At 74.4% G+C, this 13,997-nt stretch carries 12 protein-coding genes; 10 read left to right on the top strand and 2 right to left on the bottom strand.

Annotated features, from left to right (window positions below; all coding sequences use genetic code 11):
* Nucleotides 1-52: 52 nt before the first annotated feature.
* Both VM636_RS12510 and VM636_RS12505 read right to left on the bottom strand, forming a co-directional pair.
* On the bottom strand, nt 53-1,420 hold the full coding sequence (locus VM636_RS12510) for a sensor domain-containing protein (RefSeq protein WP_338484418.1): 1,368 nt from the start codon (nt 1,418-1,420) through the stop codon (nt 53-55).
* 402 nt (nt 1,421-1,822) lie between these two features.
* Nucleotides 1,823-3,040 (bottom strand): sensor histidine kinase, encoded by a 1,218-nt coding sequence (locus tag VM636_RS12505; protein WP_053913278.1) that lies wholly within the window; start codon nt 3,038-3,040, stop codon nt 1,823-1,825.
* A gap of 217 nt (nt 3,041-3,257) precedes the next feature.
* Between VM636_RS12505 and VM636_RS12500 the strand changes: the two genes are divergently transcribed.
* Genes VM636_RS12500 through VM636_RS12455 form a run of 10 tightly spaced genes read left to right on the top strand, consistent with a single transcriptional unit; the run spans nt 3,258 to nt 13,830 of the window.
* Nucleotides 3,258-3,683, top strand: coding sequence for an NADH-quinone oxidoreductase subunit A (locus VM636_RS12500; RefSeq protein ID WP_030422010.1), 426 nt, complete (start codon nt 3,258-3,260; stop codon nt 3,681-3,683).
* Nucleotides 3,674-4,435 carry an NADH-quinone oxidoreductase subunit B family protein gene (locus tag VM636_RS12495; RefSeq protein WP_338484415.1) on the top strand — a complete coding sequence of 254 codons (762 nt, stop codon included), beginning with the start codon at nt 3,674-3,676 and terminating at the stop codon, nt 4,433-4,435. Before VM636_RS12500 ends, VM636_RS12495 begins: the two co-directional genes overlap by 10 nt.
* Entirely contained in the window at nt 4,432-5,766 is a 1,335-nt protein-coding gene (locus VM636_RS12490) for an NADH-quinone oxidoreductase subunit C (RefSeq protein WP_053913276.1), read from the top strand. The genes VM636_RS12495 and VM636_RS12490 overlap by 4 nt, the downstream gene beginning before the upstream one ends.
* Complete coding sequence (locus VM636_RS12485) at nt 5,763-6,731, top strand: complex I subunit 1 family protein (protein WP_030422013.1); 969 nt, start codon at nt 5,763-5,765, stop codon at nt 6,729-6,731. Before VM636_RS12490 ends, VM636_RS12485 begins: the two co-directional genes overlap by 4 nt.
* The gene (locus tag VM636_RS12480) at nt 6,731-7,510 is read left to right on the top strand and encodes a 4Fe-4S binding protein (protein ID WP_338484411.1); all 780 of its coding nucleotides are present in this window, start codon (nt 6,731-6,733) and stop codon (nt 7,508-7,510) included. The genes VM636_RS12485 and VM636_RS12480 overlap by 1 nt, the downstream gene beginning before the upstream one ends.
* Nucleotides 7,507-8,364 carry an NADH-quinone oxidoreductase subunit J gene (locus tag VM636_RS12475; RefSeq protein WP_078962604.1) on the top strand — a complete coding sequence of 286 codons (858 nt, stop codon included), beginning with the start codon at nt 7,507-7,509 and terminating at the stop codon, nt 8,362-8,364. Before VM636_RS12480 ends, VM636_RS12475 begins: the two co-directional genes overlap by 4 nt.
* On the top strand, nt 8,364-8,750 hold the full coding sequence (gene nuoK, locus VM636_RS12470) for an NADH-quinone oxidoreductase subunit NuoK (RefSeq protein WP_030422016.1): 387 nt from the start codon (nt 8,364-8,366) through the stop codon (nt 8,748-8,750). The genes VM636_RS12475 and nuoK overlap by 1 nt, the downstream gene beginning before the upstream one ends.
* The gene (locus tag VM636_RS12465; protein WP_030422017.1) at nt 8,747-10,741 is read left to right on the top strand and encodes an NADH-quinone oxidoreductase subunit L; all 1,995 of its coding nucleotides are present in this window, start codon (nt 8,747-8,749) and stop codon (nt 10,739-10,741) included. The genes nuoK and VM636_RS12465 overlap by 4 nt, the downstream gene beginning before the upstream one ends.
* Nucleotides 10,742-10,747: 6 nt before the next feature.
* Entirely contained in the window at nt 10,748-12,322 is a 1,575-nt protein-coding gene (locus VM636_RS12460) for an NADH-quinone oxidoreductase subunit M (RefSeq protein ID WP_030422018.1), read from the top strand.
* Nucleotides 12,319-13,830: an NADH-quinone oxidoreductase subunit N gene (locus VM636_RS12455; protein ID WP_338484406.1), complete on the top strand. Its 1,512-nt coding sequence runs from the start codon at nt 12,319-12,321 to the stop codon at nt 13,828-13,830. The genes VM636_RS12460 and VM636_RS12455 overlap by 4 nt, the downstream gene beginning before the upstream one ends.
* Nucleotides 13,831-13,997 lie beyond the last annotated feature (167 nt).

Here is a 13,997-nt window from a genome sequence, read left to right as displayed (position 1 = left end):
GCGCGGTCCGACCGGTCCGACCGGTCCGACCGGTCCGACCGGTCAAACGGCGTCAGCGCGGCAGCGGCTCGGTCCGCCAGGGCAGCTCCGCCGTGACCCGGGTCGGCCCGCCGGCCGGAGAGTCCACCACGAGGACGCCGTCCACCGCCCCGAGCCGCTCGGCCAGCCCCGCGAGCCCCGATCCCGGGGAGACGCGCGCCCCGCCGACGCCGTTGTCCACGACCTGGAGCAGCAGCCGGTCCTCCGCGCGCCACACGTCCACGGCGGCCGACGCGGCCCGCGCGTGCTTGCTGATGTTCTGGAGGAGTTCGGAGACGGTGAAGTAGGCGATGCCCTCGATGGCCGCGGCGGGGCGTTCGGTGAGGTCGACGGTGACCGTGACGGGGACGGTGCAGCGGGAGGCGACCGAGGAGAGGGCCGCGTCGAGGCCGCGGTCGGTGAGGACGGCGGGGTGGATGCCCCGGGCCAGGTCCCGCAACTCCTGGAGGGCGGTCTTCACCTCGCCGTGCGCCTCGTCGACCATGCGGGCGGCGGCACCCGGGTCCTCCCGCAGCTTCTCCTTGGCCAGGCCGAGGTCCATCGCGAGCCCGACCAGGCGGGCCTGCGCGCCGTCGTGCAGGTCGCGTTCGATGCGGCGCAGGTCGGCGGCGGCGGTGTCGACCACCACGCCCCGGTCCGACTCCAGCTCCACCACGCGGGTGGCCAGCGGCGAGGGGCCGAGCAGCCCGTACACCAGCAGCCCGTCCACCGCTGTCAGGGCCCGCACGATCCAGGGCGTCGCCAGCGTGATCAGCAGGCCGGCCGCCGCGGTGACGGTGATCTCGAACGGGTTGTCCAGGTACACCTGGTGCGTCCCGTCGCCGAAGAGCTGGATGCCGCCCTGGCCGACGTAGGCGGGGAAGACCCAGAACCACAGCGGATAGGTGAACATCGTCCACCCCACCGACCAGAAGGTCACCGCGACGCAGAACGAGAACACCGCCCACGGGAACTGCACCACCGCGTACAGCAGGCTCCGCCAGGACGCGCCGCTCTTGAGGACCGCCCCCATCCAGGCCATCAGGCCCGGCTTGCGCACCCGCAGCGGCTCCGGCTCGTCCACCCGCAGCCCCAGCAGTGCCCGCGCCCGCGCCCGCTCCACCGCCCCGAGCATCCGGCAGCCGGCCAGCCCCGCCGCCAGCACCGGCACGCCCAGGAAGGTCACCAGCAGTCCCGCCCCGAGGGACACCATCGTGACGGCGTACGTGAAGAAGAAGACGCCGAGCGGCAGGCTCAGCAGCACGTACCCGTACTCCCGCCAGCTCCGCCCCTCGAACGGCGCCCGCAGCCAGGCGGGGAGCAGGTGCCGGCCCGCGCCGGGGCCCCCGGCGCGGCCGGACCCGCTCCCGAGCCCGTAACCCTGTCCGTACTCCGTGGCCATCGGCGCCGTCCCTCTTCCCTGTCCTCGGTCCTCGTCGTCGTTCCGGCGGTACTGCCGTGGTCTCCACCCTCCTCTCCCGGCGGCCCGCGGGCCATGGAGCCCGTCGGCGTCTGCGGAGGGGGGTTTTCCCCACCTCGCGCGCCGGGCACCGTCCGGGGTGCCTGCCGCGGTGCCGGGCGGGGCGGCGGGCACGCGCGCGTGAGACCCCGGTCCCGGGCGGGACGGGGGTCTCACGGGTGGGTGGGTGGGGTGGGTACGGACCGGGGCCCGGACCGGCGCCGGTGCCGGGTGGGCCGGGGCTCGGGCTGGGCGGGGGTGCGCGGGGCCGGCCCCGGGGTTGCGGGGCCGGGGTCTCACGGGGCTCGGGTCGGAGCGCCCCCGGCGGGGCGCGGTGACCGGTGGTCAGCGTCCGGCGGGCGCCTCGGCCTCCACGCGGTCGCGCCAGGGCAGCTCGGCCGTCACCACCGTCGGACCGCCCTCCGGCGAGCTGACGACGAACATCCCGTCGACCGCGCCCAGCCGGTCCGCGAGCCCCTTCATCCCCGTACCGTCCTCCAGCCGCGCGCCCCCGCGCCCGTCGTCGCCCACCTGGAGCAGCAGCCGGTCCTCCGCGCGCCACACCTCCACCGTGGCCGACATCGCCCCGCTGTGCTTGCTGACGTTCTGGAGGAGTTCGGAGACGGTGAAGTAGGCGATGCCCTCGATGGCCGCGGCGGGGCGTTCGGTGAGGTCGACGGTGACCGTGACGGGGACGGTGCAGCGGGAGGCGACCGAGGAGAGGGCCGCGTCGAGGCCGCGGTCGGTGAGGACGGCGGGGTGGATGCCCCGGGCCAGGTCCCGCAACTCCTGGAGGGCCAGCTTCACCTCGCCGTGCGCCTCGTCCACCATGCGGGCCGCGGCGTCCGGGTCCTCCAGCAGCTTCTCCTTCGCCAGGCCCAGCCCCATCGCCAGGTTCACCAGGCGGGCCTGCGCGCCGTCGTGCAGGTCGCGTTCGATGCGGCGCAGGTCGGCGGCGGCCGTGTCGACCACCACCCCCCGGTCCGACTCCAGCTCGGCGATCCGTCGCTCCAGCTCGTCCGACGGCGACAGCAGCGCCCGCACCATCGCCCGGTCCACGTTGGCCATGCCCCGCGCCAGGAACGGCAGCACCGGCCAGAGCACGAACAGCGAGGTCAGCGTCACCGTGAAGGTGAGGATGCCCCACGGCAGCCGCGCCAGGTCGTACAGCACCGTGCGCCACCCCACCGGGTCCTTCAGCGCCAGCCACAGCCGGGGCAGGAAGCCGCCCGCCCGCCGCAACGGCACCGGACTCGGCTCCTCCACCCGCACCCCGAGCATCGACCGGGCCCGCGCCCGCTCCAGCTTGCCCAGTTGCCGCGACCCCAGCAGCCCCGCCGCCAGCAGCGGCAGACCGATCACCGTGAACGTCATCCCGAAGCCCACCAGCACCACGGTGACGGTGTAGACGAAACCGATCAGCGCCATCGGGAGGTTCACCAGCAGATGCGCGATCTCCCTCCAGGTGTGCGCGTCGTAGGCGAACCGGGCCGGCGGCAGCGCGCCACCGTCCGCGTCACCGGCGGACTCGGCGTAGGGAGGGGTCGAGTGGCGTTCGGTCATACGTGCCAGCGTGCCGTGCCGGGCTCCACCGCGCCATGAGGTGGTCCGCCGGGCTTCCCTGAGGAAAACCCCACCCCGGCCCCGAAGGGTTGCGACGGGCTGCTTACCGGCCCTTTAACAGGCTCTAGACTCCCGTGTCGGACAGATCGTCGACACGGCGGCGTTCGCCCCCGCCACACGGCCGGGCGACACGCCTCCGGGACAGGGAGGGACGGACGTGCCGCAACCGACCGCCGGCGACGGGCCCGCCGGCGCCGCGAGCACCGTGCTCGCGGCGGACTACTTCCCGTCCTACTCGGTCGTCGGACTGCTCGCCGTCCTCGGCGTGCTCTTCGTCGCCGTCGCCTTCGGGGCCGGCCGCCTGCTGCGGCCCGTGGTCCCCACCCCGGAGAAGCTCCTCACCTACGAGTGCGGCGTCGACCCGGTCGGCGAGGGCTGGGCCCACACCCAGGTCCGCTACTACGTCTACGCCTTCCTCTACGTCGTCTTCGCCGTCGACTCGATCTTCCTCTTCCCCTGGGCCACGGTCTTCGCCGATCCCGGGTACGGGGCGACGACGCTCGTGGAGATGTTCGTCTTCCTCGGTTTCCTGACCGTGGGCCTGCTGTACGCATACAAGAAGGGCGTCCTGTCGTGGACGTGAACCCCGGGGCCGCGCGGCCCGATCCCGCCGGTCCTGTGCCGCTGCCGGAGCCCAAGCGGCTCGGCGTGCTCTCCCGCCTGGCCCCCGAGCCGATGAAGGTCGTCCTCAACTGGGGCCGCCGCTACTCGCTCTGGGTCTTCAACTTCGGCCTCGCCTGCTGCGCCATCGAGTTCATCGCCGCGTCGATGGCCCGGCACGACTTCATCCGCCTCGGCGTCATCCCCTTCGCGCCGGGTCCCCGGCAGGCCGACCTGATGGTCGTCTCCGGCACGGTCACCGACAAGATGGCCCCCGCGATCAAACGGCTCTACGAGCAGATGCCCGAGCCGAAGTACGTCATCTCCTTCGGCGCCTGCTCCAACTGCGGCGGCCCGTACTGGGACTCGTACTCCGTCACCAAGGGCGTCGACCAGATCCTCCCCGTCGACGTCTACGTCCCCGGCTGCCCGCCCCGGCCCGAGGCGCTGCTCCAGGGCATCCTGAAACTCCAGGAGAAGATCGCTCGGGAGTCGCTGGGGGAGCGCTACGGCACCTCGTCGCCCGGCCCGTCGGCAGCGGCCCTCCAGAGCGGACTGGTCACGCCTCCGGGTGCGGGGCCGGGCGGGCCGGGCCCCGCGACGGGACCCGGCGGGACGGGCCCGGGTGATCAGGGTCCGGGCGGTTCGGCTTCGGACGGTCCGGGTTCGGGTGGTCCGGGTTCGGGTGGTCCGGGTTCGGGTGGTCCGGGTTCCGGCTCGGGGGAGGCGCGATGAGCGCGGCCGGCTGGCTGCCCGAGGCCGTCACGGCCCTCTTCGGCCCGGAGGCCGTGGCCGAGGAGTCGTACGACGTGCTGTGCGTGGACGTCCCCGCGGCGGACTGGATCACCGCCCTGGAGACCGCCCGCGACCGGCTGGGCTGCACCTACTTCGACTGGCTGAGCGCGGTAGACGAACCGGGCACGGGCCTGCGCGTCGCCGCGCACGTCGCCGCCCTCGCCCCGGTGCGCCGGCTGCTGCTGCGCACCACCGTGCCGCACGAGGCGCCCGTCCTGCCCACCGCCGTCGGCGTGTACGCGGGCGCCGGCTGGCACGAGCGCGAGACCCACGAGATGTTCGGCGTCGTCTTCGAAGGCCACCCCGGGCTGGACCACCTGCTCCTCCCCGAGAGCTTCGAGGGACACCCGCTGCGCAAGGACTTCGTCCTCGCCGCCCGCGTCGCCAAGGCGTGGCCCGGCGCGAAGGAACCCGGCGAGTCCGAGCACGGTGGCCCACGGCGCCGCCAGATGCTCCCCCCGGGCGTGCCCGACCCCAACGAATGGGGCCCGCTCAAGGGCCGGCTCCCCGCCGCCCCGGCCCGCGGCGCCGGGCGTACGGCAGGGGAGCGCCCCGCCCGGCGTACCCGCTCGGCGGCGGAGGGCTCCACCGGCCAGACGCCCCCGGCGGCGACTGCCCCCCGCCGCTCCCGCAGCGCCTCCGAGGGCTCGGCGAGCCAGACGCCCCGCCGCTCCCGCAGCGCAGGCGAGGGCTCGGCGAGCCAGCGGGCGGCCGGTGCGGGGGCCGGGGACGGTGGCGCGGCCGGTGCCGCCGGCACCGGTGCCGGCGGCCCGCGGCGGGCGCGGAGCGCGTCGGAGGGCTCGGCGAGCCAGCGGGCCACGAAGACGGCGAAACCGGAGGGAACGGCGAAACCGGAGGGGACGGAGGCGACGGCGGAGGCCGGCACGCAGGCGGCGGCCGGTACCGGCACGGGAGGCCCCGCCCCCCGCACCACCCCCGCCGTCCCCCGCAGCGCGGACGCCCCCTGGCACCACGCCCGCCCCGCCTTCGACGAACCGGAGACCGGACCCGGGACCCCCTCGGACGACAAGCCCGAGGCCGGACCCGGGACCGCGTCGGACGACGGGCCCGAGGTCGGTCCCGGGACTCCTTCCGACGACAAGCCCGAGGCCGGTCCCGACCCCGACCCCGTACCCGGTCCCGACCCCGCGCCCGAGGCGCCGCCCGAGCGCACCGACGCTGCGGCCGGGGAGCCCGACGCGGCCGACGACACCGGCACCACCCCGCCCCCCGACGAGAACCGGCCGAACCCCCCTGGAGGCCCGCGGTGAACGACGTACTGGACGTCACCCTGCGCCTCCTGGCCGTCTTCGTGGTCTTCCTCACCTTCCCCCTGCTCGTCGGCCAGACCGAGCACAAGGTGATGGCCCACATGCAGGGCCGCCTCGGCCCGATGTACGCGGGAGGCTTCCACGGCTGGGCCCAGCTCGTCGCGGACGGCGTGAAGTTCGCGCAGAAGGAGGACGTCGTCCCCGCCGAGGCGGACCGGCGCGTCTTCCAGCTCGCCCCCGCCGTCGCGCTGCTGCCCTACCTCCTCGTCCTCCTCGTCATCCCCGTCGGCCCCGGCGAAGGCGCCGTCGGCCAGGTGGTCGACGCGGGCGTCTTCTTCGTCCTCGCGGTCATGGGCGTCGGCGTCCTCGGCTCGCTCATGGCCGGTTGGGCCTCCGCCAACAAGTTCTCCCTGCTCGGCGCCCTGCGCACCGCCGCCCAGCTCCTCGCCTACGAACTCCCGATGCTGCTCGCCGCCGCCTCCGTGGCCATGGCGGCCGGCACCGTCTCGCTCCCGGGCATCCTGGACGCCTTCACCTGGTGGTGGCTGCCCTGGCAGCTCGTCGGCGCGATCGTCTTCTTCGTCGCCGGACTGGCCGAACTCCAGCGCCCGCCGTTCGACATGCCGGTCGCCGACTCCGAGATCATCTTCGGCGCGTACACCGAGTACACCGGGCTGCGCTTCGCCCTCTTCCTGCTGGCCGAGTACGCCGGGATCGTCGTCCTGTGCGGCCTGACCACCGTCCTCTTCCTGGGCGGCTGGCACGGCCCCTGGGGCGCCGACGGCCTCGGCTGGGTGTGGACCCTGCTGAAGGCGGCCCTCCTCGCCTTCGTCGTCATCTGGCTGCGCGTCACCTACCCGCGGCTGCGCGAGGACCAGCTCCAGAAGCTCTCCTGGACCGTCCTCGTCCCCCTCGCCCTCGCCCAGATCGCTCTCACCGGCGTCGTCAAGGTGGTGTTCCTCTGATGGCCCCGATCCCCGGCTCAGGCCTGGCCAAGGGCCTGGCCGTCACCCTGCGCACGATGACCCGCAAGACGGTCACCGAGCAGTACCCGGACGTCCAGCCCGGCCTGCCGCCGCGCACCCGCGGCGTGATCGGCCTGTTCGAGGAGAACTGCACGGTCTGCATGCTCTGCGCCCGCGAGTGCCCCGACTGGTGCATCTACATCGACTCCCACAAGGAGACCGTCCCCGCGGCCACGCCGGGCGGACGCGAGCGCAGCCGCAACGTCCTCGACCGCTTCGCCATCGACTTCTCCCTCTGCATGTACTGCGGTATCTGCATCGAGGTCTGCCCGTTCGACGCGCTGTTCTGGTCCCCGGAGTTCGAGTACGCCGAGACGGACATCCGCGACCTCACCCACGAGCGGGACACGCTCCGCGAGTGGATGTGGACCGTCCCGGCGCCGCCCGCCCTCGACCCCGGCGCGGAGGAGCCGAAGGAACTCGCCGCCGCCCGCAAGACGGCCGACAAGCTCGCCGCCCGGCAGGAGACCGAACGGCAGGAGACCGCACGGCAGGAGGCCGAGGGGCGGGAGGCCGAGGGGCGGGAGCCCACCGGGCCGGAGACCGAAGCGCCGAGCACCGGCCGGCCGGAGACCGGAAGGCCGGGAACCGACCGGCCGGGAACCGACCGGCCGGGAACCGACCGGCCGGGAACCGACCGGCCGGGAACCGACCGGCCGGGAACCGACCGGCCGGGAACCGACCGGCCGGAGACCGACCGGCAGGAGGGCCGGGAATGACCACCGCAGCGACCGTCGCGCGCCTCACGGCGGACACCGCGGCCACGGCCGCCGAAGCCCCCGGCTTCCTCTCCCCGACCGGCGTCGAGATCACCTTCCTCCTGGTCGGGCTCGTCACCTTCGGGGCAGCCGTCGTCACCGTCACCACCCGGCAACTCGTCCACGCGGCCCTGTGGCTGGTCGTGGCCCTCGGTGGTCTCGCGGTCGAGTACCTGCTGCTCACCGCCGAGTTCATCGCCTGGGTGCAGGTCCTCATCTACGTCGGTTCCGTCGTCGTCCTCCTCCTGTTCGGCCTGATGCTCACCAAGGCGCCCGTCGGGCACTCGCCCGACGCCGACTCCGGCAACCGCCCGGTCGCCCTCGCCGTGGCCCTCGCCGCCGCGGCGGCCCTGGTCTGGGTGGTCGTGGACGCCTTCCGCACGGTCTGGATAGACCTGGACGGACCGGCCGCCGGCTCCACCCGGGTCACCGGGGCGAGCCTCTTCCAGCACTGGGTGCTCCCCTTCGAGGCCCTCTCCGTCCTCCTCCTCGCCGCCCTCGTCGGCGCCATCGTCCTCTCCCGCCGCACCGCCGCGGCGGGAACCCGGACCGGGCCCCCGTCGCCGACGGCCCCCGGCCCCTCGGGAACCGGCCCCGCCGCACCCCCCGCCCAGGCCCCCGGCGACCCGGCCGCCGTCGGCCGCGCTGCGGGTGACCCCGCCCCCGGCGACCCGGCCGCCGGCGATACCGCTCCTCGCGATACCGCTCCTCGCGATCCCGCTGCCGGTGGTCCGGCCGCCGGGGATACCGCTCCTCGCCATCCCGCCCCCGGCGGCCCCGCCCCCCGTGACACCGGCAAGGGCGGTGCCCGCTGATGCACCTCGCCTATCCCGCCGTCCTCTCCGCCCTCCTCTTCTGCACCGGCCTCTACGGCGTCCTCGCCCGGCGCAACGCGATCCTCGTCCTCATGTCGGTCGAGCTGATGCTCAACGCCGTCAACCTCAACCTCGTCGCCTTCGACGTCTGGCTCGCCAAGGCGGCCGAGGACACCCTGCACTCCGGACAGGCCCTCGCCCTGTTCACCATCGCCATCGCCGCCGCCGAGGTCGGCATCGGCCTGGCCATCGTCCTCGCCGTCCACCGCAACCGCGGCACCGCGGACATCGACCGCCTCCGCGACACCGCCGAGGGCCCGGACCCCACCGACCCCGACGCCCCCACGGCCGGGACGGCCGACGAGAAGGCTGAGGCCACCGCGTGACCACGACCACCCTCGCCGTCCTCGTCCCGCTGCTGCCCTTCCTCGGGGCCGCCGCGGGCCTGCTGATCGGCCGCACCGCGCCCGGGTTCGTCCGGCCGCTCGCCGTCCTGCCGACCCTCGCCTCCCTGGTCCTCGCCGCCCTCGTCGCCGCCCGCCAGGGCGGCGGCCCCGCCGTCGACGCCGCCACCGAACTGACCCCCACCGGGTCCGTCCCGATCGCCCTCGCCCTGCACGTCGACGGCTTCGCCGCCCTCGTCGCCGTACTGGTCGCCTGCGTGGCCACCTGCGTGCAGGTCTACTCGACCGGTTACCTCCGCGACGACCCCCGCTACCCCTCCTACGCGGCCCTCGTCTCCCTCTTCACCTCCGCGATGCTCCTCGTCGTCTACACCGGCGACCTGATGGTGCTGCTCGTCGGCTGGGAGGTCATGGGCATCTGCTCCTACTTCCTGGTCGGCCACTACTGGGAGACCCCCGAGGCCCGCGCCGCCTCCCTCAAGGCGTTCCTCGTCACCAAGCTCGGCGACGTCCCCTTCCTCATCGGCCTGTTCGCGCTGGCCACCGAAGCGGGCTCGTTCCGGATCACCACGATCCTCGGCGCCGTCGCGCACGGCTCGATCGACCACCCCACCCTCATCGCGCTGCTGCTCCTGGCCGGCGTGGCGGGCAAGTCGGCGCAGTTCCCGCTGCACACCTGGCTGCCCGACGCGATGGCCGGCCCCACCCCCGTCTCCGCGCTGATCCACGCCGCGACGATGGTCGCCGCCGGCGTCTACTTCGTCGCCCGCCTCCTCCCGCTCTTCGAGGCGTCCCCGGCCGCGATGCTCGTCCTCGCGGTCATGGCCGCCGTCACGATGGCCGGATCGGCCCTCGCCGCCCTCGCCCAGGACGACATCAAACGCGTCCTCGCCTACTCGACCATCGGCCAGCTCGGCTACATGACCGGCGCCCTCGCCACCGGCGACCGCGGAGCCGCCGTCTTCCACCTCCTCACCCACGGCGCCTTCAAGGCGCTGCTCTTCCTCGCCGCCGGCGTGATCATCCACGCCGCCGGCACCAACTCCCTGGCCGCCATGTCCCGCATGCGGAACCTGCGCGAACGCGTCCCGGACGCCTACTGGACGACGACCGTGGCGCTCCTCGCACTCGCCGCGATCCCGCCCTTCAGCGGCTTCTTCTCCAAGGAGTCCGTCCTCGTCGCCGCCGAACGCGCGGCCACCGGCCACACCGCGCACGCACCCGGCGCCGCGGGCTGGACCGTCCTCGTCGCCGGCCTGCTCACCGCCGTGCTCACCGCCGGCTACGCGATGCGCCTGTGGCTGCTCGCCTTCCGCGGACGGGGCACCGAAGCCCCCGGCCACGGCCGGCAGCCGGTCGTCATGAACGCCGTCCTGTGGGTCCTCGCCGTCCCCTCCCTCGCCCTCGGCGGACTCGCCTTCCGCGTCCTGCCCGACTGGTTCGACGGCCGCGACCTCACCCCGGCCCTCACCACCTCCGTCCTCGGCACCGGCCTCGCCCTGGTCGGCGGGATCGTCACCTACGCAGCCTGGCGGCACACCACCGCCCTCGCCTCCCGCGTACCGCTGGGCGCCGTCGCCGCCCACCCCGAGGGCGACGCCGCCCTGGTGGAGGCCGAGGCCATCGCCAGCCACGCCCCCGCCTACGGCGACATCGCCTCCGCCGCCGACCCCTCCGACCCCGGACGCCTGCTGCTCGGCCCGCTGCACCGGCACGCCGCCGCCGGCTTCCACCTGGACGCCGTCCAGACAACGCTGTTCGTCCGCCCGGTGCTGGCCGGAGCGAGCCTCGTCCGCTTCCTCGACCGCGAGGTCGTCGACACCTACGTCCGCGGGGCCGGCCTCCTGCCCCGCCTGCTCGGCGCCGCCGTACGCCGGGCCCAGACCGGCAATGTGCAGACCTATGTGAGCGCGCTGCTCGCCGGCACCGTCGTCCTCACGGTCGCCGTCGTCCTCGTCGCCACGGGAGCGTGAGCAGGCGTGATCGATATCAACGAGTCCGTGATGCGGTTCCTCCTCGCGTTCGTGGTCGTCGGACCGCTCCTGGGCGCCGTGGCGGCCCTCCTGCCCGCCCCGCCCGGACTGAGGGGCACCTCACCCGGGCAGGCCGTCCGGCGCCACGGCGTCACCGTCACCGGCGCCGTCCTGCTCGCCGCCCTCGTCCTCGTCGCCGGCTTCGACCACGACCAGCCCGCGAGGATGCAGGCCACCACGGACATCGCCTGGATCCCCGCACTCGACGTGCGCGTCCACCTCGGCGTCGACGGCATCTCGCTCCCCCTCCTCGTGCTGAGCGCGCTGCTCACCTTCCTGTGCGCGCTGTACTCCTACTTCGCGCCGCCCGCGGGCCCCTCCCCGAAGGCGTTCGTCGCCCTGCTGCTCGTCCTGGAGTCCGGCACCCTCGCCACCTTCGCCGTCCTCGACCTGGTCCTCTTCTTCCTCGCCTTCGAGACGGTCCTGATCCCGATGTACTTCCTCATCGCCCGCTGGGGCGGCGAGAACCGGGTGAGGTCCGCCTGGACCTTCATCCTCTACACGCTGCTCGGCTCCGTGATCATGCTGCTCGGCCTGCTCCTCATCGGAATCAAGGCGGGCACGTTCGACATGGTGGCACTCGCCACTGACAACGGACGGTCACTGACCGCATCCGTGCAGGTCACCGCCGTTCTGGCGATCGGACTCGGGCTCGCCGTGAAGACCCCGGTGTGGCCGCTGCACAGCTGGCTGCCCGACGCCCACACCGCCGCGCCGACCGTCGGCTCGGTCCTGCTCGCCGGCGTCCTGCTGAAGATGGGCACGTACGGCTTCGTCCGCATCCTGCTGCCCGCCGCCCCCGACGGCTTCCGCGTCTTCGCGCCCTACCTCGGCGCACTCGCCGTCGTCGGCATCGTCTACGGCTCCCTCGCCTGCCTCGCCCTCGCCCGGCGGGGCGCCAAGGGCGACCTGAAACGGCTCATCGCGTACTCCTCCGTCGGCCACATGGGCTTCGTCCTGCTCGGCATCGCCTCGATGACCCCCACCGGCGTGAACGGCGCCCTGTTCGCCAACATCGCCCACGGCCTCGTCACCGGCCTGCTCTTCTTCCTGGTCGGCGGGGTCAAGGACCGCACCGGCACGACCGACCTCGACACCCTCGCCGAGGGGACCGGCGGCGCCCTCTACGGCAGGGCGCCCCGCCTCGGCGGACTGCTCGCCTTCGCCGCGGTCGCCTCGCTCGGACTGCCGGGACTCGCCGGGTTCTGGGGCGAGATGCTGGCCCTCTTCGGCGCCTTCGACCCGCACCAGGGCCTGAGCCGCCCCGCGTTCCTCGTCTTCACGGCCGTCGGCGCCCTCGGCACCCTGCTGACCGCCGCGTACCTGCTGATCGTGGTCCGCCGCGTCTGCATGGGCGCCGTCCCGCGCGAGGCGCCCCGGCTGGCCGACGTCCGCGGCCACGAGTTCGCCGCCTGGGTGCCGCTGGCCGCCCTCACCGTCGTCGCCGGGCTGTGGCCGAGGACCCTCCTCGGGCTGACCGACCCCGCCGTGCAGCAACTCCTCGCAGGAGGCACCCGATGAGCCCGGTGGCCCAGAGCCTCGTCCAGTCCGTCGACTGGCTCGCCATCGCCCCGCCCACCGTCGTGGCCCTGGCCGCGCTCGCCGTGCTGGTCGCCGACCTGTTCGTGCCCGAGTCCCGCAAACCGCTGCTCGGCCTCGGCGCCGTCGGCGCGCTCGCCGCCGGCCTGCTCCTGCTGCTGCCGCTGGTGGGCGCCGGCCGCGCGACGTTCTGCCTCACCGGCGACCCGGCCGTGTGCAGCTACAGCGCGGACACGTTCACCCTCGCCATCCAGTTCCTCGTCCTCGGCGGCGCCCTGGTGGCCGCCCTGCTGTCCGTCACCGCGCTGCGGGACTCCGGCCCGCGCCTGCCCGACGGCGAGTTCTGGTTCCTGCTGCTCTCCTCGGCGGCCGGCGCCGCGCTGCTGCCCGCCTCCCGCGACCTCGCCACCCTCGTCGTCGCCCTGGAGGTGGCCTCCCTGCCCGCCTTCGCCCTGGTGGGCCTGCGCCACGGCGACCGGCGCTCCTCCGAGGCCGCCCTGAAGTTCTTCCTCTCCTCGGTCACCGCGACCGCCGTCAGCCTCCTGGGCGTCAGCTTCGTCTACGCCGCCACCGGCACCCTCCACCTGACCCGGGTGGCCGAGCGCGTCCAGCACGTCGACGGCCAGTTCACCACCCTCGTACGGACCGGCGTCGTCGTCCTCCTCGTCGGCTTCGCCTTCAAGACGGCCGCCGTGCCCTTCCACTTCTGGGTCCCCGACACCTACGTCGGCGCCCCCCTGCCGGTCGCCGCGTACCTCTCGGTCGTCGGCAAGGCGGTCGGCTTCAGCGGCCTCGTCCTCGTCACCGTCGTCGCCCTCCCCTCGTACGCCGACGTGTGGGGGCCCGCCCTCGCCGTACTGGCCGCGCTCACCATGACCGTCGGCAACCTCGGCGCCCTGCGGCAGAGCGCCACGCGCGCGTACGGCGCGGTACGGCTCCTCGCCTGGTCGTCCGTCGGCCAGGCCGGCTACCTCCTGGTGCCGATCGCCGCCGCCGCGTACGCCGACGACCCCGGACGGCCGATCGGCTCCACCGTCGCCTACGCCCTCGTGTACGCCGCCGTGAACCTCGGCGCCTTCGCGGTGGCCGCCCTCGTCGGCCGGACCAGGACCCTCAACCGGGTCGACGACTACCGGGGCCTGTACGCCGCCAACCCGCTGACCGCGCTGCTCCTCGCGTTCTTCCTGCTGTGCCTCGCCGGGCTGCCGCCCGGGATCATCGGCCTCTTCGCCAAGGTCACCGTCTTCGCCGCCGCCGTCGACGCGGGCCTCGGCTGGCTCGCCGTGGTCATGGCCGTCAACGTCGTGATCGCCCTCTTCTACTACCTCCGGTGGACGGCCCTGCTCTTCCGCGCCCCCGAGGGCGAGACCGCCGCCCACCGCCTCCCGGCCCCGCTCACCGCCGCCCTCGCCGCCACCGGCGCCCTCGGCCTCGCCCTCTCCGGAGCCCCCCAGCTCGTCCTGCGCTTCGCCGGCACCGCCCTCTTCTGAGCCTGGCAGCGCCTTGTAGCGCCCGGGTACGCCCCGGTACGGCCCCTGCCCGGCACCACCCGGAACCGCCGTCCACACCGGGGCGGCACCCGAAGGGCGCGTGGGCTAACTCCACACGCCCCCGAGCGCGAGCAGCGCACCCGGGGCGGGCCCCCGCCACCCGGACG

The sequence above is a fragment of the Streptomyces sp. SCSIO 75703 genome, assembly GCF_036607905.1.
Taxonomy (GTDB): Bacteria; Actinomycetota; Actinomycetes; order Streptomycetales; family Streptomycetaceae; genus Streptomyces.
This window is presented reverse-complemented; position numbering and strand designations above follow the sequence as displayed.